This window comes from Aurantimonas sp. Leaf443, assembly GCF_001425575.1.
GTDB lineage: Bacteria > Pseudomonadota > Alphaproteobacteria > Rhizobiales > Rhizobiaceae > Leaf443.
In genome coordinates, this window is sequence record NZ_LMRD01000006.1 from 390,277 (window position 1) to 411,071 (window position 20,795).

Here is a 20,795-nt window from a genome sequence, read left to right on the forward strand (position 1 = left end):
GGTTGTTCTATCGCCCCGGCCGCCCCGTCTTCCCCGGCCGGCGCTTCCGACGCTTGTCGTCGCCCGGGTCTTCGTAGCTGCCGAGGCCGATCTTTTCGCGGCGGACGGGTTTGGCACCGTCGGCGGGCTTCACGGGAAGGGGGCCGCGCGCGAGGGGCTTTTCGGTGCGGCCGACGGTCATCTCGTCCAGCGTGTTCTTGCGGAAGAGGGGGACGGGCGTGTCGGTGCCCGGGCCCATGTCGTCGAGCGAGGGGCGGGAGAAATAGGACGGGGCTTCGGCCGGCGCCTCGTCGGGCGCGAGGCGGGAGGCGATGGGTTCGCCGCCGGGGCCGAAGACGGGGTTCTGGCGGTTGCCGCCGCGGCCGGTGAGCGAGACGGGGCCGGTGGCGGTCGCGTCGCCGGTGCCGCGGGGTTTCAGGCTCTCGCCGTTGGGGCCGAAGCGGGCCTTGGGGTCCGGGGCAGCGCCGCGCCGGTTCTTGGCGCCGTGCTTGGTGCGGCCGGTATTGGGGGAGAAGGAGGCTTCCTCCTCGCCCAGCGGGTCGGCGGCGATCTCGAGTTCCTTGGCCTGGAGGCGCTTGATCTCGTCGCGCAGGCGCGCGGCGCGCTCGAAGTCGAGATCGGCGGCGGCGTCGCGCATCTCCTTTTCCAGATGCTCCAGATGCGCCTTGAGGTTGGAGCCGACCATGGCGCCTTCCTTGGCGAGCGCGCCGGTCTCCACGCGCACGTGGTCCTTCTCGTAATAGCTGTCGAGAATGTCGGCGATCCGGGCCTTCACCGATTCCGGCGTGATGCCATGCTCTTCATTGTAGGCCTCCTGCTTCTCGCGGCGCCGGTCCGTCTCGGCGATGGCGCGCTGCATGGAGCCGGTGATCTGGTCGGCATAAAGGAGGACGCGGCCGTCGACATTGCGGGCGGCGCGGCCGATGGTCTGGATGAGCGAGGTCTCGGAGCGCAGGAAGCCCTCCTTGTCGGCGTCGAGAATGGCGACGAGGCCGCATTCGGGAATGTCGAGACCTTCGCGCAGGAGGTTGATGCCGACGAGCACGTCGAACGTGCCGAGGCGCAGGTCGCGGATGATCTCGATGCGCTCCAGCGTGTCGATGTCGGAATGCATGTAGCGCACGCGCACGCCCTGCTCGTGCAGGTATTCGGTGAGATCCTCCGCCATGCGCTTGGTGAGGACGGTGACGAGGACGCGGTAGCCGGCGGCCGCCGTCTCGCGGATCTCGCCGAGAAGGTCGTCGACCTGGGAGCGCGCGGGGCGGATCTCGATCTGCGGATCGGTGAGGCCGGTGGGACGGATGACCTGCTCGGCGAAGACGCCGCCGGACTGTTCCAGCTCCCACGAGCCCGGCGTGGCGGAGACGGCGACGGTGGGCGGGCGCATGGCGTTCCACTCCTCGAAACGGAGCGGGCGGTTGTCCATGCAGGAGGGCAGGCGGAAGCCGTATTCGGCGAGCGTGGCCTTGCGGCGGAAGTCGCCCCGGTACATCGCGCCGATCTGCGGAATGGTGACGTGGCTCTCGTCGATGAAGACGAGGGCGTTGTCGGGCAGGTATTCGAAGAGCGTCGGCGGCGGGTGGCCGGGCTGGCGGCCGGTGAGGTAGCGCGAGTAGTTCTCGATGCCGTTGCAGGAGCCGGTGGCCTCGATCATCTCGATGTCGAAGCCGACGCGCTGCTCCAGCCGCTGCGCCTCGAGCAGGCGGCCGGCCTTGTTCAGCTCGATCAGGCGAAGGCGCAGCTCCTCCTTGATCGACTTCACCGCCTGCTGCAGCGTCGGGCGCGGCGTGACATAGTGCGAGTTGGCGTAGATCTTCACCGACTTCAGGTCGTCGGTCTTCTTGCCGGAGAGCGGATCGAACTCGTGGATCGCCTCGATCTCGTCGCCGAAGAGCGAGATGCGCCAGGCGCGGTCCTCCAGATGGGCCGGGAAGAGCTCGATCGTGTCGCCGCGCACGCGGAAGGAGCCGCGGGTGAAGTCCATGTCGCGGCGCTTGTATTGCTGGGCGACGAGGTCGGCGAGGAGCTGGCGCTGGTCGAGCCGGTCGCCGACCGACATCTGGAACGTCATCGCCGTATAGGTCTCGACCGAGCCGATACCGTAGATGCAGGAGACGGAGGCGACGATGATGACGTCGTCGCGTTCCAGCAGGGCGCGCGTCGCGGCGTGGCGCATGCGGTCGATCTGCTCGTTGATCGAGGATTCCTTCTCGATGAACGTGTCGGACCGCGGCACATAGGCCTCGGGCTGGTAGTAGTCGTAATAGGAGACGAAATATTCCACGGCGTTGTCGGGGAAGAAGTTCTTGAACTCCCCGTAGAGCTGGGCGGCGAGCGTCTTGTTGGGGGCGAGGATCAGCGCCGGGCGCTGCGTGCGCTCGATGACGTTGGCGACGGTGAAGGTCTTGCCCGAGCCGGTGACGCCGAGCAGGACCTGCGTCTGTTCCTGCGACTCCTGGATGCCGGAGACGAGGTCGGCGATGGCGGTGGGCTGGTCGCCCTTCGGCACGTAGTCCGAGGCGAGGCGGAAGGCATGGCCGCCTTCCGACTTCGAGGGCCGCGCCGGGCGGTGCGGCACCCAGATCTCGCCGTTCTTCAGGAGCGGGTTGCCCTCGGAGATGAGCCGCGTCAGCGCCTCGACCGTGGCGGTGACGCCGCCCTCGGGCAGGGCGCCGGCCTCTTCCAGGCTCACATCCATGCCCGAGACGGGGTTGAGCCCGGCGGCGGCGCGCGCCTTGGGATCGGCGGCCACGCCCATCGAGGTGCCGCGCGAGGTGCGCCCGGCCTTCGGCTCGGCGGCGGCGGGCTTCTTCGCCTTGGCGGGCTTGGCCGGTCTGGCGTCGGCGCTGCGCGCGGCGTCCTCCTCGGCGGCGCGGGCGATCTCGTCGGCCCAGCCGGAGATCGGACCGGACAGGGCGTCCGGCGCCGGCTCGCCCTCGAAGGCGGCCTGCGGCGCCTCGCCGAAGCCGGGCGCCAGGCGCTCGGAAGCGTCGGAGAAGTCGAGGATGGGAGAGCGGCGCGGGGCCGGCTTGCGCGTCTTGTCGGGCATCGGCGGAATATGGGCCGCGCGCCCGCCCGAAGGAAGGGGGCGCCGCGTCGCGGCGGGCAACGGGGGCCCCGTTCAGCTTTCGTTGAACTTGGTTGCGATAGGGTGGAGGCGTCCGCTCGAATGTCGCGGATGTCCGGGGGCGATCCGATGGCGTCGCGTATCAAGGGATCACCGCTCGTCCTGACGCTCGCCGCTGCGTGTCTGGCGGTGGCGAGCCCCGTTTCGCCCTCCGGGGCGCAGTCGGCGAAGCTCGTCTGGGGCGGGCCGGTGCCGCAGGCCGGCACGGGATACGTGCCGAGCGCGCCGCGCCGCGGAGAGGCGCGCGAGGCCGCGCCCTTCGGTGCCGGGCCCGTGCCGCCGGCCGAGATCCCCGCCGTCGCCGAAGAGCCCGTCGCCCTACAGCCGCTGCCGCCGGCCCGCCGGGTCGCGCGCCCGCCGGCCTCGGCCGAACTGGAGCCCGCGACGGCCGCGCGCGCCGACGAGGCGAGCGAGCGCAGCCTCTACGAGGACCTGATGGGCGCGAGCCTGCCGCCGGCCGAGGCCGGCGCGACGGAGGTGGACGAGGAAGCGGCACCGGACGGTTCGGCGCTGGGCGAGCGCCCGGACGCGGACGGGCCGGGGCGGCTCTACGATGTCGGGCCGCAGGCGAGCCTCGGCGAGGAGGCCACGGCGGCTCTGTCCGAGCCGGAGCCCATCCTCGAGCCGGACGTCGCGATCGCCCCGGAGCCTGCCGTAAGTGCCGCGCCGCGCGTGCCGGGCCGGGCACCGGCGGGCCTGCGGCCGGTCGCGCGCGTCGGCACGCCCGAGGGCCGCGCGGCGCCGCGCCGCAGCGAGCCGGCCGTGCCGCGCGTCGCCTCGCTGGAGCCCGTCGTGCCGCTCGGGCGCGTCGATCCCGGCCTGCCCGGCGGGCGCGGCGCACTGGAGGACGAGACGCCCGGCGGCTACGTGCCGCTGCCGCGCGCCGAGGCGATGTGCCGGGCGGCCCTGCGCCGGCAGGGCGTGCGCTTCACCGAGGTGGCACCGATCCGGCGCGGCCGGGCCTGCGGCATTCCCCATCCGATCCGGGTGACCTCGGTGGCGGGCAATGTGGCGATGCTGCCGGCGGCGACGCTGAACTGCGCGGCCGCCGCGCGCATTTCCGACTGGGTGCAGGACGAGGTGAAACCGGCGGCGCGCTGGAAACTGTGGAAGACGCCCCGCGCCGTCCTGAACGCCTCCTCCTACCGCTGCTCGACCATCGCGGGCTCGCGCACCGTGAGCGAGCACGCCACCGGCAACGCGCTCGACGTGCGCGGCTTCGTCTTCACCGACGGCAGCGTGTTCGACGTGGAGAAGAAGGGCTTCTTCTCCTTCCGCGAGAAGGGCTTCCAGCAGACCATCCGCCGCTCGGCCTGCGAGAATTTCGGCACGGTGCTCGGCCCCGGCTACAACTACGCCCATCGCGACCACCTGCATCTCGACGCCAAGAACCGGCGCCGGGTCGTGTGCAAGTGAACGGGGGCATCGGTCCTGAGCCGACCAGCCCCGCCGGGTTTTCGGTATCACGATCTGGCACGGAGCCGATCACGAGCGGCGGGGCGGAACTGACGTGTCGCTCGACAAAAGGCCTGTCTGCGTCCTGGATCACGGGGAAAAGCGTGGGATGCATTGATCGGCATGCTTCGAGCCTTGCGGTCACTTAGATCGTATTCTAGTAGCCCTAAAAACCAAACATTCCGTTGTTTTAGAGCAATTCAAAAAAACGCCTTTTTAATCTCACATGACAAGTCTTTAATATTATGACGAAATGACATCTGTTCGTATTTCAGCAAGAGCATAAATGGCCTCACAGTCATTACAGCTTGACCGCGCGCGCTCGGCGTCAAAGAGGAGTTCCGCGCCGTGCCTTATCCGTCATCCAGGCGGCAACCCTATCAAGAAACGCCCAAACATCGTCGTTATCTGGATGAACATAATCTGGACGCTTCGGATCGCTTCCCATTGCATCGAAGATTTTGCGCAGCCATTTTTTGCTTCTGGTGACGTTCAATCCTGGTAGCCAGTGCTCGACTTCACCATTCCTTAGTACGAACAGACCGTATTGATCGAGGCGTTCGAATAAATTTTCGGCCTTTTCCTTCGAAGCGCCGTTAAGTAAAGCAATTCCGCCATTTGACTTAGGTTTATTGTCGTCTGAGATAAGTTCTGACCAGACGTCTGCACGATCCAGCTTTATAGAATTGTGGGGCTTGGGGTAATTTGCGGCTTCCAAGAGAACTGGGAAGTTGGTTTCGGGGTTGAGTGCGTCAATGTCGAGAATGGCGGCCACGGGTATCCCGAGTGCCCGGAGCGGACCGACAATCTTATTGATCGAGTCCTTCCCGTTGGCGTTCAGAAAGAGCGTGTTCGGCGCACCTCGTCCAGATTCTTCTGCCAGAAGCCGCTCGTTGACCTCTTGGTAGAAGGCGCGGTCTGCATCCGCTTCGGTGACCACGACACCTTCGTAAAAGAGGCCCGACAATGCATTTGCAGATCGCAAGAGTGGTTCTTGCATCATGACGCGGATGTCGTCGTTTGAGAGCGCGCGAGCAGTGGCGCTGCCTTGTTGATAGGTTAGCCGAACTACATTGACCTTCGCACCCGACTGAATCGCACCCATTAGGAATTGGCTGCTATGAGTCGATACAAAAATCTGTTTGTCATCTTGGCTCGCAGTCTGGGCGATTTCACGGCCAAGTTTATGGGCCAGCGTGGGGTGTAAAAAGGCTTCCGGCTCGTCAAGGATTATGATCTTCGGGTCGCTTGCGCGCAGTGCTAACAGTATGCCCGTAAAGGCCTTCATTCCGTCGCTCCACTGATGAATGGGACGAGCATTCCTCATCCATTCTATCGTGGCGTCCTCTACGGTTCGCTCGTTTGGTGGGGCCGTGTTCCCATATCGCAGGTGGATCGACGCACCCTCCGAAATGTCCATACCCAGATAAAGGCCGAAGGCATCGAAAAGGACATTCCGTAGCGACTGTCGGCGAGGATCGTCCGTTAGAAGTCTCGCAAAAGTGCTTTGCGGGTTCTTCAAATCGCCTCTATCCTGTTTCGTTGTCAGTTGGATTCTACTTGGCCCATCGAGATTGAGCATATGGTGGGCTGCGTAGAAGCGAACAAAGCAATCCGTCTGGCGAGCAGGATTTTTAAGAATTTCGTAAAAACTTGGGATGTGTACTTGTGTTCTTGAAGTTTTAAAATTTAGGTACACATGATCAGGGAGATCCACTTCCCCCGGGTGTCGTCGATAGTCCGTCGATTTTATTAGAATCGCATCAATTTCTTTAGCTGTATGTTTTCGAAATTGAAGATCCTCAAGAATTGCACGAGGCGTACTTCCTATGCTGCCGAAGTCAGCAATTTCGCGCAGAACTAAGCTCTTCCCCGAGTTGTTTGGTCCAACGAAGATCGTAACGGCGGGCTCGTCTAACACGAGTGGGCCTGACCCTTGTCCCGCGCCAAATCGAAACCTTACATGGTCAATAAGCACAGAAATCTCCTCTTGATGCTGATCGTTAGGCAGCGGCGGTCGGCCACGCATGTCGACACCGTCGCGTGAGGTCCCCGTTCTTCATATAGACGAACGCAGCTGGATGGGCGTTGGACGACCGAAGCAATCGCCGCCGCCCGGCGGCGGGCGGTCAGTCGGCGGCGGGTTCGGGCGGGACGGGGATGGCGTTGCCGTCCTCGTCGATGGCGACCATGACGAAGCTCGCCTCGGTCACCTTCACGCGCTCGCCGGTGATGCGGCGGCGGACATGGGCCTCGATGGCGAGGGTGATGGAACTGCGGCCGACCTTCTCGATCGTCGTGTAGACGCAGAGCGTGTCGCCGATCTTCACCGGCTTCTTGAAGGTGAGCGCGTTGACGGCGACGGTGGCGACGCGGCCATGGGCGCGTTCGCCCGCCCGGATGCCGGCGGCCAGATCCATCTGCGCCATGACCCAGCCGCCGAAGATGTCGCCATTGGCGTTGGCGTCGGCGGGCATGGCGGGAATGCGCACCGTCAACTCGCCCTGCGGCTTCTCTTCGTTCATCACAGCCCCGCCTCCACGCCCCCGTCCCGTCCGGCGCCGGCGCGTGGGGCCCGGCGGCGGATCGCGCCGGGAGCCATAGACCATCGCGCGGCACTTCGCACGCCGGTTGCAGGGGCGCGGCGTCAGCCCACGCGGCGCCCGGCGCGCAGCGGCACGAGTTCGACGGCGAGCATGGCGGAAAAGATCAGCGCGCAGCCGAGAAGCCCGACCGGGCCGATGCGCTCGCCGAGGAACAGGGCGCCGAAGAGCGCGGCGAAGAGCGCTTCGGAGGAGAGGAAGATCGCCGCCTGCGGTGCGCTCGTGTGGCGCTGGCCGATGACCTGGAGCGTGAAGGCGAGGCCGGTGGCGAAGAGGCCGCCATAGAGGATCTCGGGCAGCGCGGCCTGCAGGCCCGCGAGGCGCGGGGCCTCGAACAGGCCGGTGCCGGCGAGCGCCAGAAGGCCGCAGACCGCGAACTGGACGGCGGACAGCGCGAGCGGGCGGCCGCTCGCCGCCACGACGCGGCCGACGGCCATGATCTGCAGCGCCCAGAACAGGGCGCAGGCGACCATCAGGAGATCGCCGAGGCCGAGCGCCGCCCCGCCGCCGCCGAGAAGCGCGATGCCGAGAAAGGCCGCCGCGGCGCTCGGCCAGACGACGGGATGGGGGTGCTGGCGCAGGAGCGCCAGTGACAGGAGCGGCGTGAAGACGACGTAGAGGCCGGTGAGGAAGCCGGCATTGGTGACGCTGGTCGAGACGATGCCGATCTGCTGCAGGATGGCCGCGACGAAGAGAAGCGTGCCCGAGAGGCAGAAGCCGGCAAGCGACCGGCGATCCAAGGGCCGCGCATGCGCCCGGCGGCCCTCGCGCCAGGCGAAGGGCAGGAGCGCCATCGCCGCGATGAGGAACTTGGTGGCGACGAAGGTCCAGGGCCCGATATGCGCCATGGCCGTGGACTGGGCGAGGAACCCCATGCCCCAGACGGCGCCGGCGGTGAGAAGCAGGAAATTGGCGCTTGCGCGGGTCATGGCGGTCTCCGGGCTGTCCGGTGGTCGAAGGCCGGTCGGCCGGGGCGACGGGCGGGCCCTGTCGGCGGGACGGCAGGGGTCACCCGCGCTCTACAGGATGGCGCGCGACGCGTGTAGCGGTTTTGCCAGACGGCGAGGGCGCGCCCGCGCGAAGGCATGTTTCGGCTCGCCGGGACGAGGCGGAGCGGGGCGCTTTTCGCGCCGCAGGAGTTGCGGCATGGTCGCGCCGTCCAGCGCTCCCGGCGCGGGCGGCCACACAAGGGAATCGCCATGGGTTCGTCGCTTCGCATCGCCTTGTCGACCGCCCTGGCCATCGGAACGGTCGCGCCCGCCCGGGCGGGGCCGTCCGCGACCTTCATGGACTGGACGGTCGTGTGCAGCGACGGGCTGGCCTGCTCGGCCTCCGTCTTCCGGGAGGGCGCGGAGGGCGGCCTGCGGTCCCTCGCCATCAGGCGCGCGGCCGGCGGCGACGCGGCTGCCGCGGTGACGCTCGGCGCCGACGGCAGGGCGGCACCGACCGGCCCGGTCGTCTTCACGCCCGACGACGGGGCGGCCGTCTCGTTCTCGGCGGAAGACTTTGGCGTGGACGCGCAGGGCAACCTGACGGCGCGGCCGGGCGAGGTCGGCGCTCGGCTTCAGGCGGCCCTGCGCCGCGGCACGCAGGTGCGCATCGCCTACGAGACGGCGGAAGGGCCACGGGAGGGAACGCTCTCGACCAGGGGCTTCGTCGCGGCGCTGCGCTTCATGGACGAGGCGCAGTATCGCGCCGGCACGGTGAGTGCCCTGGAGGCGAAAGGGCCGGACCCTGCGCGCGCGGCGGCCTTGCTGCCGAAGGACATCGCGACGGCGGCCGACCTGCCGGAGGTGGTCCGCCGGCTTTGGGCCGACGGGGCGGCGGACTGCGCCGCGTTCGACGGCTACGAGCCGGACGCCATCGGCTTCAGCGCGCCCCTCGGGACGGACAGGCTCTTCGGCCTCCTCTGCGGCTCGCCGGGCGCCTACAATTCGATCAGCCGCTTCTATCGCCTGTCGCAGGACGGGTCCGCCGAACCCGTGGCGCTGCCCGGCATGAGCGAGAAGGGGCCGGTCGCGCTCGACTGGGTGATGAACGCGGACTGGGACGACCGGAGCAGGACGCTCACCGCCTTCGCCAGGGGGCGCGGCCTCGGCGATTGCGGCACGTTCGACCGCTGGCATCTGGAGACGGGCGAACTCGGCTTCGTGCTCGTGGAGTCGCGGGCCAAGGACGAGTGCGACGGCGATGTCGGGGACGGGCCGGAAAGCTGGGAGAGGCTCTGGCCGCGTTGAGGCGCCGTCAGTCCGCCGGGCGCAGCGGCGCGAGGAGGCGTTCGAGCCGGGCACGGTTCGTGCCGAAATCGCCGCGGCCGAGCGCCGAGCGCGAATAGAGGAGGAGGGCGGTGCCCTCGGGGCCCGGGCGGGCGCGGATGTCCAGCGTGTCGGGAAAGCGCAGGACGGGCGTGCGCAGCACGTAGCGCCGGTAGAGCGGGTCCGAACCGTCGTCGACGCGGGTGCCGTCGCCCTCGCGCGCGACTTGCTCTTCGAGGCGGGCGAGGAGTTCGCCGGGCGGACGGGCGAAGAGCGGCAGTTCGATCTCCGCCGGCGCGGGGCAGGCGCCGCGGCTGCAGGCGAGCGCGTCGTTCGGCACGGTGCGTCGGCGCAGCGTCGCGAAATCGACGGGGCCGAGATCGGCGGGACCGGCGAGCCGATCCCAGACGCGGGCGGGGCCGATCGCGAAGAACGCGCCGGTGCCCACGACCGCGGCGCCGAGGAGTAAGAGGAACAGGCGGTTGAGGAGACGCATGGAACGGACTCACGAAACGGGCACGAAGCCGTGTGCGGCGAGCGGGAACGATCGAAACCGCCCGGTGTTGCCGAAGCCCCTGCGCTTTTCGTCCGCGAGGGCGCAAACCCATTCGAACCCGACCGGAGTGTTCCCCATGATGTCCCTGTCCAAGACCGCCGCCGCCGCCATGGCTCTTCTCGTGCCGATGGCCGCCCCCGCGCTGGCGCAGCAGGCGGCCGGCGAAAGCGTCGTCGCGATCAAGGGCGTGGACGGGACCGACCACGGCACCGTGACGCTGCGCCAGACGCCGCAGGGCATGCTGCTGGTGGCGGCGCTGAAGGGCGTGCCGGACGGAGAGCATTCCTTCCACGTGCACGAGAAGGGCCTGTGCGAGGCCAAATTCGAGTCCGCCGGCGGGCATTTCAACCCGGACGGCAAGGCGCATGGCTACATGGCCGAGGGCGGTCCCCATGCCGGCGACATGCCGAACTTCACGGCGACCGGCGGGACGGCGAATTTCCAGGTCTTCAACCCGATGATCGGCAGCGGTTCGGCCGCGCTCGACGACGCCGACGGCTCCTCCCTCGTCATCCATTCGGGCGCCGACGACTACGTCTCGCAGCCTGCCGGCAAGGCGGGCGACCGGATCGCCTGCGGCGTGATCCATCCGGCGAAGTAGCCTCCGGCGCGGGTCTTCGGTCGGGCGGCGCGCCCGGCCGGAGACCGGCACCCTCGCGGAACGTCCCCGGCCCCACCTTCGCCCGTCGAAACTTGAGCGTTCGGGGATGGTCCGGGCCTTTCCCGCCCCGCTTGCGCCGCCATATCGCCTTTTTGCGGCAGCGAAGAGAGCGGGACGGCGCATGGGGTTGAACGGAATGGCGCGGCTGGCGGCGGGATGGGGGAGCGTCATCCTCTTCCAGCTCTACGGCTATGGCTGGCTGGAGAGTCTCGGGGCGCCCGTCTGGACGGGCTTCCTCTTCGTATGGCTGCTCGGCGTCATCGTCTGGATGGCCTTCGGCGTGGTGCACGAGGCCGAGGAACTCGCGCATATGCTGGGCGAGCCCTACGGCACGCTGATCCTGACGCTCTCCATCGTCATCATCGAGGTGGCGCTGATCTCGGCGGTGATGCTGGGCTCCGAGGCGCCGACGCTCGGGCGCGACACGATGTTCGCCGTCCTGATGATCGTGCTCAACGGCGTGGTCGGCCTCGGCCTCCTCGTCGGCGGCAAGCGCCACGGCGAACAGGTCTACAATCTTCAGGGGGCGGCGGCCTATCTGGCCGTGATGATCCCGCTCTGCGTGATCGCGCTGGTGCTGCCGAACTTCACGACCTCGACGGTGGACGGCTCGCTCTCGCGCATGCAGGCGATCTTCTTCTCGCTCTTCACGATCGCGCTCTACGTGATCTTCCTCGTGCTGCAGACGGGGCGGCACAAGGGCTTCTTCCTCGCGCCCGAGCATGCCAATCCCGGCGAGGCCGCGCACGGGGCGCCGAGCGACACGCCGGACGCGGTGCATGACGACGTCTCCGTCGCGTCCGTCTCCAAGCATATCGGCCTCCTGATCCTCAACATCCTGCCGATCGTGCTCCTGTCGAAGAGCCTCGCGGAGGTGCTCGACTTCGGCATCGCCGCCCTCGAGGCGCCGGCGGCTCTGGGCGGCATCCTCATCGCCATGGTCGTGTTCACGCCCGAGGGCATCTCGGCGCTGAAGGCGATCTCGCAGAATCAGCTGCAGCGGGCGATCAACCTGTGCCTCGGCGCGGCGACCTCGACGCTCGGCCTGACCGTGCCGGCGGTGCTTGCCATCGGCCTCCTGACGGGCAGCAACGTCGTGCTCGGCCTCTCGCCCGCCAACATGGTGCTTCTCGTCACGACGCTCATCCTCTCCTCGCTGACCTTCTCCGGCCCGCGCACGACGATGCTGGAAGGGGCGGTGCACCTGACGATGTTCCTCGTCTTCATGGTGCTGGTGTTCAGTCCCTGAAAGATCGCCGCCCGGACGGGAGGCCCGGCACCGGCGCCGGCTTGCGCGCGACCGGCGGGGCGATTAAGGCTCCCGCGGGCCGGTTCGGGCCCGATCCAGTCCATTCGGAGCCTCGACCCATGGCATTTCTCGCCGACGCCCTCGACCGCGTGAAGCCGTCCGCCACGATCGCCGTCAGCCAGAAGGCGCGCGAGCTGAAGGCCAAGGGTCGCGACGTGATCGGCCTGGGCGCCGGCGAGCCGGACTTCGACACGCCCGACAATATCAAGAAGGCGGCGATCGAGGCGATCGAGCGCGGCGAGACGAAGTACACGCCGATCTCCGGCATTCCCGAGCTGCGCCAAGCGATCTCGAAGAAGTTCAAGCGCGAGAACGGGCTCGACTACGCGCCCGAGCAGACGATCGTGGGCACCGGCGGCAAGCAGGTTCTGTTCAACGCCTTCATGGCGACGCTCAATCCCGGCGACGAGGTCGTCATTCCCGCGCCCTACTGGGTGAGCTACCCGGAGATGGTGGCGATCTGCGGCGGCACGCCGGTCTTCGTCGAGGCCGGCATGGAGACCAACTTCAAGCTCTCGCCCGAGGCGCTGGAGAAGGCGATCACGCCGAAGACCAAGTGGTTCCTCTTCAACTCGCCCTCCAACCCGACGGGCGCGGCCTACACGCATGCCGAAGTGAAGGCGCTGACCGACGTCCTGATGCGCCACCCGCATGTGTGGGTGATGACCGACGACATGTACGAGCATCTCGTCTACGGCGACTTCACCTTCGCGACCCCGGCGCAGGTGGAGCCCGGTCTCTACGAGCGCACGATCACCATCAACGGCGTCTCCAAGGCCTATGCGATGACCGGCTGGCGCATCGGCTATGCCGGCGGGCCGCTGCCGCTGATCAAGGCGATGGACATGATCCAGGGTCAGCAGACCTCGGGCGCCTGCTCCATCGCGCAATGGGCGGCCGTCGAGGCGCTGAACGGCACGCAGGACTTCATCCCGAAGAACCGCGACCTCTTCCAGAGCCGCCGCGACCTCGTGGTCTCCATGCTGAACCAGGCGACCGGCATCGAATGCCCGACGCCCGAGGGCGCGTTCTACGTCTATCCCTCCTGCAAGGCGCTGATCGGCCGGCGGACCGAGGGCGGCACGGTGATCGACAGCGACGCGACCTTCGTGACCGAGCTTCTGGAAGCGGAAGGCGTGGCGGTGGTGCAGGGCTCGGCCTTCGGCCTCGGCCCGAACTTCCGCATCTCCTACGCGACTTCCGAGGCGCTGCTCGAGGAAGCCTGCTCGCGCATCCAGCGGTTCTGCGCCAGCCTCAAGGCCTGACCGGCACCGGCGACGCGGTCCGGCTTCCGGCCGCGTCGCCCGGCTCGGGCTCCCGCCACGGTCCTGCCGTCCGGAGGCGGGGCAGGGCATCGCCGGACCTTGCGCGAGCTCAGGCCAAAAAAAAGCCGGGCTCGTTCGAACCCGGCTGAAAAAGGGAAACTTTCGAGGAAAGCAAACCCTTGGGAGGAAACAGTCGAGGCGGGCCGATGGGAGGAGGTATCGGTCGGCTCGACTGGGTTGAGAATACGCCAGTACCTCTTATGAACCATAGCGTTGTGCTCATGCCAGCTATGCGCCGCGCGCAGGGCTTGCGCGCGATCCATGAGGCGTCGGTATAGATAACGCGCATGGAGCGATCGGCGACGCCTATCGGGGCCCGCAGGCGCGGGGATCGTGACGGTTCGTCCGGCGGTGAGCCGGGACGGCCATCGGTTGCGCCGCGTCCGGTCGTTCGGCCGGGTCCGAGGCTTTCCCCACGGCGCAAGGGAAGCGCGCCACACTTGAGAGTTGTGAAGTCTATAGCGAATTTTCGCCGGTTGTTGCCCCGTCGCTCGAAATCCTATCGTGGGAAGAGTGGCTTAGCAGGGCGACGGGCTGGAAAGAATGGCATCTTCACGACCGGTCAGCGTGCGTCCGCTCTATCGGCAGGTTGCGGACGAGTTCATCGCCCGGATCATCAGTGGCGAATGGAGCCAGGGCCAGCCGATCGACAACGAGACCGAGATCGCGCGTTCGCTCGGCGTCAGCGTCGGAACGGCGCGCAAGGCCTTCGATATTCTCGTCGAGTACCAGTTGCTCGAGCGCCAGCAGGGGCGGGGCTCCGTCGTGCCGGAACTGTCGCGCGGCGCGGGTCGGGCGCGGTTCAGCAACGTCCGTGCCCCCTGCGGATCCCGTGTCACCGGAGAGGTCGAAGTGCGCGACGCGCGGGTCGAGCGTCCCGACGAGAGGGCGGCCGCGCTTCTCGACGTGGCGGCCGGCACTCAGATCGTCGTCTTCGACCGGCTGCGCACCTATCGGGACCGGGTCTTCATGACCGAGCGCGTCTTCCTGCGCCTGCCCGGCGACCACGACGTTCCGGGCGATGCCGAAGCGCTGCGGCGTCTCGCCGAGATGCGCTGGCACGGGTTCGACATCGCCACGGGCAAGAGCGAGCGGGTCGGCACGACCCGCGCGGCGGCCGAGGACGCGGCCGTCTTCGGGATCGACGAGGGCCATCCCGTGATGACGCTCGAACGCGTCGTGCGCTCCTATCGCGGCCGGCCGCTCGAACTTCGCCTCGCCCGCTGCGTGCTGGAACCCGACCTTGTCTACGCCGCCGAATAGGCGGCATCGGCCGGGATGCCACAGGTTAAGCTTGTGTGAAGATCGTCGCCGACGCGCCGCAATCTGTGTCTAGATGGCGAAAGGGGACTCGCTCGGGACCCTGTTCCTGAACTCCGGTCCGGTCGCCTCGATGAGCCTTTCCCAATCCTACATGCTGCGTGGCCAGATCACGCGGCTGGAGACGACGACCCAGGTCACGCTCTCGGTGCTGGCGCTCGGCAGCGGCGTCTTCACCTATCTCGGCGTGCGCGAACTCCTCGACGGCTCGCCCACGACCGTCTTCCTCGGCGCGGTGATCTATTCGGCGGCCGTCTCGGTTGCGATCTACGCCTTCTGGTCCTACCTCATGCGCTTCATGCCGCATGTGCGCCAGGCCGGCAGCCGGCGCATGCTCTATCTCGCGATGGCCATGGGCGCGGGCATGATCATGGCCATGTCCTCCTGGCTGAACGCCTCGGCGCTCGCGGGCTCGGCGGCGCTGGAACTACATTTGGCCAACACGACCGAGGACTATCAGCAGCGCTTCAACGCGGCGAACGAGAACGCGCTCGCCGCCCAGAGCCTGCTGCCGGACATCCAGCTGGCGGCGCAGCGCTTTTCCGGGCTCGCCGATCTGGAGCGCTCCACCGGCGGGCTGACGGGCACGTCCGGCTCAGGCACGGTGGTGCAGCTCCTCTCGCAGATGTCGGCCCAGCTCGGCGGACTGCAGCAGGAGATCGAGGAATCGCGCACCGCCGTCCAGGCGATCTTCGACGAGGGCGGCAAGCGGCTGGCGCGCATGCGCGAGCTCGTCTCCTCCTCCGGTCCGATCGCCGAGCGGTCCAACGCCTATGCGGAAGAAGCGGTGAAGCTTTCCGGCCTCATCACGGCGCTGCAGCAGACCTCCGTCGCGCCCGCCGTGAAGCGGGCGGCGGCCGATCTCGGGCAGACCTTCATCGCGCCCGCCGCGGACGGCGCCGACATCGCGCTGCAGAACCGGCAGAGCGCGGTGGTCGGGCAGGTCGAGGCCGCGGTGAAGGCGCAGAGCGTGGCGCTGGCGGCGGCGGCCGACGAGATCCTGGCGCGGCCGGTGATCGAGCCGATGCGCTTCACGCCCCTGTCGGCGCCCGAGGCGGTGATCCGCTATGCCGGCGACTTCCTGCCGTCCTGGGCCGGCGCCATCGCCATCGACCTCGTGCCGGGGGTCCTGATCTTCATCCTGTGCATCGTGCAGGACGTGATCCGGCGCGAGGACGGGGAGGAGGCCGACAATGCCGACATGAGCGCCGGCGATCTGATGCGCGCGCTGCGGATCGCCAGACGCCTGCGCGAGGCCGATGGGGCGGTCGAGGTCGAGGACTTCGTGCAGCAGAACCAGCCGGCCCATCCCGGCCCCTATCCCGTGACGGTGCCGGGCCAGCGGACCGCTTGAGGCGGCGATGATCGAGGCCGACTATTCGCCGGGCCGCATCGACCGCTTCCTGCGCGCCCTGCCGGACGGGTTCGTGCTGCGGCTCGTCTTCTACACGCTGCTGGCGCTCGCCTCCGGCATGGTGGCTCTCGACGTGCGGCGGGCCTTCGAGGCGGCCGCCGTCGACGACCGGCTGACGCGCACCGAACCGCTGCCGCTGCCGCTGCCCCGGCCGGGCGACCAGATCCGGCCCTACCTGCCGCGCGCCACGCCCGTCGGGCCCGAGCGCGGCCTGCCGGACCTGCCGGGTCTCGAAGGTCCGGCGCAGGCCGCCGTGCTCTCGGAGCCGATGCGCTTCCTGCCGGCGCCCGGCGGCGTCGCGAGCGCGGTCGGGCGCATCGAGATCGGCATGGCCGAGCGGCTGACCGAGTTTCTCGACAGTCCGGCGGGGGCGGGCACGCGGACGCTCCATCTCCATTCGCCCGGCGGCTCGGTGGCCGACGCCATCGCCATGGCCCGCACGCTGCGCGCGCGCGGCATCGAGACGGTGGTGCCGGCGGACGGCTATTGCGCCTCCGCCTGTCCGCTGCTCTTTTCCGGCGGCGTCGAGCGGCGGGCCGGCCGCAATGCCTGGATCGGGCTGCACCAGGTCTATGCGCTGGACGCGGCCGACCCCGCGCTCGCGCCCGATCTCGACCGCTCGATCTCCGACGTGCAGACGACCATCGCCGAGTGCCAGCAGCTCCTCGCCGACATGGGGGTGAAGCCGGCGCTGTGGATCAAGGCCATGCGCACGCCGCCCGCCGAACTCTACGTGTTGACGCTGGAGGAGATGCAGGACGTGTCGCTGGTGAGCGCGCGCCCGGTTCCCGCCGCCTGAATCGGGGCGGTCAGTCCTCCTCCTCCTCCTCATTGCGCGGCGGCGCGACGCGGTCGAGCCAGGCGACGAGGCTGAGGAGAGCCGGTTGGCGGAACTGGGGGGTCTCGTTCAGCGTCTCGTGGCGCGCGCCGGCGACGAGCGACAGCGTCACGTCGCGCGAGCCGCCGGCCTTCAGCGCCTCGGCCAGCGCCGTCGTCGCCTCGCCATGCGCGGACACCGGATCGCCCGTGCCGCCGAGGAGATGGACGGGCAGGTTCGGCGGCAGCATGGAGAGGCCCGCGGCGCTGCCACCCTTCAGGACGAGCGAGACGACGTCCTGCATCATCGAGACGGTGGGCGAGAAGCCGCAGAGCGGGTCGCCGACATAGGCGTCGACCACCGCGGGATCGTGCGAGAGCCAGTCGAAGCCGGTGCGGCGGGGAGAGATTTCCGCCGCCCAGGCGTCGAAGGTCGCGCGGCGCATGAACTGCGAGGCGACGTCCGAGCCCTTCAGCGCCTTTTCCAGCTTCAGGGCGGCGCGCGCGGCGCGCGGCTTGATGCCGCCGCGCAGGTCGCAGTTCCAGACCGCGAGGCCCGAAAGGCCCCGCCCGTGCATCTGCGCGTAGTTCAGCGCGACGATGCCGCCCATCGAATGGCCGAAGACGACGACGGGCAGGTCCGGATGGCGCCGGCGCGCCTCGTCCTCCACCGCGCGGCAGTCGGCCAGCACCTTCGCCTCGCCCGAATGCTTGGCGAAGCGGCGGAAGGGCGCGTCCACGGCGACGGTGGAGCCGTGGCCGCGATGGTCGTGCGCGAAGACGTGGAAGCCGGCCTCGGCCATCTCGGCGGCGAAGGCGCCGTAGCGGCCGGCATGTTCGGCAAGGCCGTGATGGACGAGAAGGACGGCGCGCGGCGTCCGGCGCGCCCGGCTCGCATAGACGCGAAGGGCGGCGCCCGAGCGGGCATCGAGGGTGAACCAGTCGTCGAAGGCCAAGGCATGTCTCCCGGCCGGCCTGAGCGCCGCGCCGCCCGGGATCGTAGCGCGAAGCGTCCGGCGGGGAAGATCGACGGCGAGAAACCCCGCTTCGGCGGGGCTGCATGCGGCACGTCTTGCCACCTGCGGGCGTGCCGGGCGATACCGGAGGGGAAGAAGCTGGAGACGGACATGGCACGCAGCGCATTGGGTTTTGCCGCGCTCGGCGCGATCATCCTCGGGGCGGCCTGCATGCCGAAGGCGCATGCGCAGGCCGTTCTGGACGGCGACCTGATGGCCTCGCGCGACTGCCCGGCCGTGCTCTCCATCAAGCGCGGCACCAATCCCGACGAGGCCAAGCTCGAGACCGGAAAGCGCTATGCCATCGTCGGCCAGAACCGGGCGGACGGCAGTCACTACCGCGTCGTCCTGCCCGGCCTGAAACGGCCCGAGCGCTGGGTGGAGAAGGCCTGCGGCCTGCGCATGGGCGGCACGATCGCCGAGGGCGGGATCGGCGCGCCGCCGACCGCCGGGGCCGCGCGCCCGCCGCGACCGGGCCGGCCGGCGGGCGATCCGGCACCGCGCACCTGGTACGTCCTGGCGGCGAGCTGGCAGCCGGCCTTCTGCGAGGGGCGCAGGGAAAAGCCGGAATGCGCGAGCCAGACGCCCGAGCGCGCCGACGCCACGCGCTTCTCGCTGCATGGGCTCTGGCCGCAGCCGCGCCGCAACGAGTATTGCGGCGTGCCCGAGAGCTTGAAGGCGACGGACGATGCCGGCCGCTGGGCCGACCTGCCGCCGGTGGAGATCGACGCGGGGCTGGCGGACCGCCTGAAGGCGGTGATGCCCGGGGTCGCCTCCAGCCTCGACCGGCACGAATGGACGCGGCACGGCACCTGCTACGGCAAGGGCGCCACGGCCTATTTCACCGATTCCATCGTGCTCATGGAACAGCTGAACGGCTCGAAGGTCGCCGCGCTCTTCGCGCAGCGGATCGGGCGGGAGGTGACGCGGGCCGAGATCCGCGCCGCCTTCGACGAGAGTTTCGGCGCGGGCGCCGGCGAGCGCGTGCGCATCGCCTGCCGTCAGGACGGAAAGCGGCGGCTGATCGGCGAGATCACGCTCGGCCTCGCCGGCACGATCGTGACCTCGCCCGACCTCGGCGCGCTGATGCGCGCGGCCAAGCCCACGGACGGCGGCTGCGAGGGCGGCATCGTGGACCCGGCGGGGCAGCAATAGGCGGGCGAGGGGCCGCGCGCGTTCGAGCGTTCGGGCTGCCCGCGCGCGGCACGCACGTTGCCCCGCCAACCCGGATGGCTTAAGTCAGGCCCAAACTCACCCGACCCTTCGCGACGGAGCCTTACGCGCGCCATGGCACGCCAGTTCATCTATCATATGTCCGGCCTCACCAAGGCCTATGGAAACAAGAAGGTGCTGGAGAACATCCATCTCTCCTTCTATCCCAGCGCCAAGATCGGCATTCTCGGGCCGAACGGCGCCGGCAAGTCGACCCTCCTGAAGATCATGGCCGGCCGCGACACCGAGTTCAGCGGCGAGGCCTGGGCGGCCGAAGGTGCGACGATCGGCTATCTCGAGCAGGAGCCCAAGCTCGACGAGAGCAAGACCGTGTTCGAGAACGTGATGGAGGGCGTGGCCGACAAGCAGGCCATCCTCGATCGCTACAACGAGCTGATGATGAACTACTCGGACGAGACGGCCGAGGAGGGCGCCAAGCTCCAGGACACGATCGACGCGCAGAACCTGTGGGACCTGGAAAGCCAGGTCGGCATGGCGATGGACGCGCTGCGCTGCCCGCCCGGCGAGGCCGAGGTGGCGCCGCTCTCGGGCGGCGAGAAGCGCCGCGTGGCGCTGTGCAAGCTGCTTCTGTCCAAGCCCGACATCCTGCTCCTCGACGAGCCGACCAACCATCTCGACGCCGAGACGATCGCCTGGCTGGAAAAGCACCTGCGCGAATACGAGGGCGCCGTGCTGATGATCACCCACGATCGCTACTTCCTCGACAACGTGACCGGCTGGATCCTCGAGCTCGATCGCGGCAAGGGCGTGCCCTACGAGGGCAACTACTCCACCTATCTGGAGAAGAAGGCCAAGCGCATGGTGCAGGAGGGCCGCGAGGACGACAACCGCGCCCGCCAGCTCTCGCGCGAGCGCGAATGGATGAGCCAAGGCCCCAAGGCCCGGCAGTCGAAGTCCAAGGCGCGCATCCAGGCCTACCAGCAGCTCGTCGAGATCGCCGAGAACCGCAAGCCGGCGGACGGGCGCATCGTCATCCCGACGGGCGAGCGCCTCGGCGGCAAGGTGATCGAGGTGGAGAACCTGACCAAGAGCTATGGCGACCGCGTGCTGATCGAGAACCTCTCGTTCAAGCTGCCGGCCGGCGGCATCGTCGGCATCATCGGCCCGAACGGCGCCGGCAAGTCGACGCTGTTCCGCATGATCACCGGGCAGGAGACGCCGGACTCGGGCAAGATCAGCGTCGGCGAGACGGTGGACCTGGGCTATGTCGACCAGAGCCGCGACCATCTCGACGGTTCCAAGACCGTCTGGGAGGAGGTGTCGGGCGGCGTCGACATCATGAAGCTCGGCAAGTACGAGATGAACAGCCGCGCCTATGTCGGCAACTTCAACTTCAAGGGCCCGGACCAGCAGCAGAAGGTCGGCACGCTCTCGGGCGGCCAGCGCAACCGGGTGCATCTGGCCAAGATGCTGAAGTCGGGCGCCAACGTCATCCTGCTCGACGAGCCGACCAACGACCTCGACACCGAGACGCTGACCGCGCTCGAGGACGCGCTGGAGGAATATGCCGGCTGCGCGGTGGTCATCAGCCACGACCGCATGTTCCTCGACCGGCTGGCGACGCACATCCTCGCCTTCGAGGGCGACAGCCATGTCGAGTGGTTCGAGGGCAACTTCCAGGACTACGAGGAGGACAAGATCCGGCGCCTCGGCCCGGATTCCGTCAACCCGAAGCGTCCGACCTACAAGCGCCTGACGCGCTGAC

16 protein-coding genes are annotated in these 20,795 nt (G+C 68.6%); 10 read left to right on the forward strand and 6 right to left on the reverse strand.

Annotation, left to right across the window (positions count from 1 at the left end; genetic code table 11):
* Positions 1-7: 7 nt before the first annotated feature.
* Complete coding sequence (gene uvrB / locus ASG48_RS06525; RefSeq protein ID WP_082529327.1) at positions 8-3,049, reverse strand: excinuclease ABC subunit UvrB; 3,042 nt, start codon at positions 3,047-3,049, stop codon at positions 8-10.
* Between the two features lie 147 nt (positions 3,050-3,196).
* Between uvrB and ASG48_RS06530 the strand changes: the two genes are divergently transcribed.
* Positions 3,197-4,543, forward strand: a complete 1,347-nt coding sequence (locus ASG48_RS06530) for an extensin family protein (RefSeq protein WP_244486786.1) — start codon at positions 3,197-3,199, stop codon at positions 4,541-4,543.
* Between the two features lie 367 nt (positions 4,544-4,910).
* On the opposite strand, the gene ASG48_RS17845 is transcribed toward ASG48_RS06530, so the two are convergent.
* The 3 genes from ASG48_RS17845 to ASG48_RS06540 all read right to left on the reverse strand — a co-directional run bounded on the left by ASG48_RS17845 (position 4,911) and on the right by ASG48_RS06540 (position 8,114).
* Complete coding sequence (locus tag ASG48_RS17845) at positions 4,911-6,503, reverse strand: AAA family ATPase (RefSeq protein ID WP_162243908.1); 1,593 nt, start codon at positions 6,501-6,503, stop codon at positions 4,911-4,913.
* Positions 6,504-6,711: 208 nt separating this feature from the next.
* A complete protein-coding gene (locus tag ASG48_RS06535; RefSeq protein ID WP_055846938.1) occupies positions 6,712-7,107 on the reverse strand; it encodes an acyl-CoA thioesterase in 396 nt (131 codons plus the stop codon).
* A gap of 122 nt (positions 7,108-7,229) precedes the next feature.
* On the reverse strand, positions 7,230-8,114 hold the full coding sequence (locus ASG48_RS06540; RefSeq protein ID WP_055846940.1) for a DMT family transporter: 885 nt from the start codon (positions 8,112-8,114) through the stop codon (positions 7,230-7,232).
* Between the two features lie 270 nt (positions 8,115-8,384).
* Between ASG48_RS06540 and ASG48_RS06545 the strand changes: the two genes are divergently transcribed.
* Positions 8,385-9,422: a DUF1176 domain-containing protein gene (locus ASG48_RS06545; protein WP_055846943.1), complete on the forward strand. Its 1,038-nt coding sequence runs from the start codon at positions 8,385-8,387 to the stop codon at positions 9,420-9,422.
* Positions 9,423-9,429: 7 nt separating this feature from the next.
* Here ASG48_RS06545 and ASG48_RS06550 read toward each other — a convergent pair whose 3' ends face one another.
* Complete coding sequence (locus tag ASG48_RS06550; RefSeq protein ID WP_055846946.1) at positions 9,430-9,936, reverse strand: DUF1499 domain-containing protein; 507 nt, start codon at positions 9,934-9,936, stop codon at positions 9,430-9,432.
* 136 nt (positions 9,937-10,072) lie between these two features.
* Between ASG48_RS06550 and ASG48_RS06555 the strand changes: the two genes are divergently transcribed.
* The 6 genes from ASG48_RS06555 to ASG48_RS06580 all read left to right on the forward strand — a co-directional run bounded on the left by ASG48_RS06555 (position 10,073) and on the right by ASG48_RS06580 (position 16,824).
* Positions 10,073-10,597 (forward strand): superoxide dismutase family protein, encoded by a 525-nt coding sequence (locus ASG48_RS06555; RefSeq protein WP_055846948.1) that lies wholly within the window; start codon positions 10,073-10,075, stop codon positions 10,595-10,597.
* 181 nt (positions 10,598-10,778) lie between these two features.
* Complete coding sequence (locus ASG48_RS06560) at positions 10,779-11,906, forward strand: calcium:proton antiporter (protein WP_200939571.1); 1,128 nt, start codon at positions 10,779-10,781, stop codon at positions 11,904-11,906.
* Between the two features lie 119 nt (positions 11,907-12,025).
* Positions 12,026-13,231 carry a pyridoxal phosphate-dependent aminotransferase gene (locus ASG48_RS06565; protein WP_055846953.1) on the forward strand — a complete coding sequence of 402 codons (1,206 nt, stop codon included), beginning with the start codon at positions 12,026-12,028 and terminating at the stop codon, positions 13,229-13,231.
* A gap of 603 nt (positions 13,232-13,834) precedes the next feature.
* The gene (locus ASG48_RS06570) at positions 13,835-14,554 is read left to right on the forward strand and encodes a GntR family transcriptional regulator (RefSeq protein WP_082529286.1); all 720 of its coding nucleotides are present in this window, start codon (positions 13,835-13,837) and stop codon (positions 14,552-14,554) included.
* A 130-nt stretch (positions 14,555-14,684) separates the two neighbouring features.
* Complete coding sequence (locus tag ASG48_RS06575) at positions 14,685-15,965, forward strand: hypothetical protein (RefSeq protein WP_055847970.1); 1,281 nt, start codon at positions 14,685-14,687, stop codon at positions 15,963-15,965.
* A 7-nt stretch (positions 15,966-15,972) separates the two neighbouring features.
* Entirely contained in the window at positions 15,973-16,824 is an 852-nt protein-coding gene (locus tag ASG48_RS06580; RefSeq protein WP_055846958.1) for an ATP-dependent Clp protease proteolytic subunit, read from the forward strand.
* Positions 16,825-16,834: 10 nt separating this feature from the next.
* Here the strand turns inward: ASG48_RS06580 and ASG48_RS06585 are convergent, their stop codons facing one another.
* A complete protein-coding gene (locus tag ASG48_RS06585; protein ID WP_055846960.1) occupies positions 16,835-17,797 on the reverse strand; it encodes an alpha/beta hydrolase in 963 nt (320 codons plus the stop codon).
* Between the two features lie 171 nt (positions 17,798-17,968).
* Here ASG48_RS06585 and ASG48_RS06590 point away from each other — a divergent pair, with 171 nt between their 5' ends.
* On the forward strand, positions 17,969-19,012 hold the full coding sequence (locus ASG48_RS06590) for a ribonuclease (protein ID WP_244486789.1): 1,044 nt from the start codon (positions 17,969-17,971) through the stop codon (positions 19,010-19,012).
* Positions 19,013-19,144: 132 nt separating this feature from the next.
* Entirely contained in the window at positions 19,145-20,794 is a 1,650-nt protein-coding gene (gene ettA, locus ASG48_RS06595) for an energy-dependent translational throttle protein EttA (RefSeq protein ID WP_055846964.1), read from the forward strand.
* The last annotated feature ends 1 nt before the right edge of the window (position 20,795 follow it).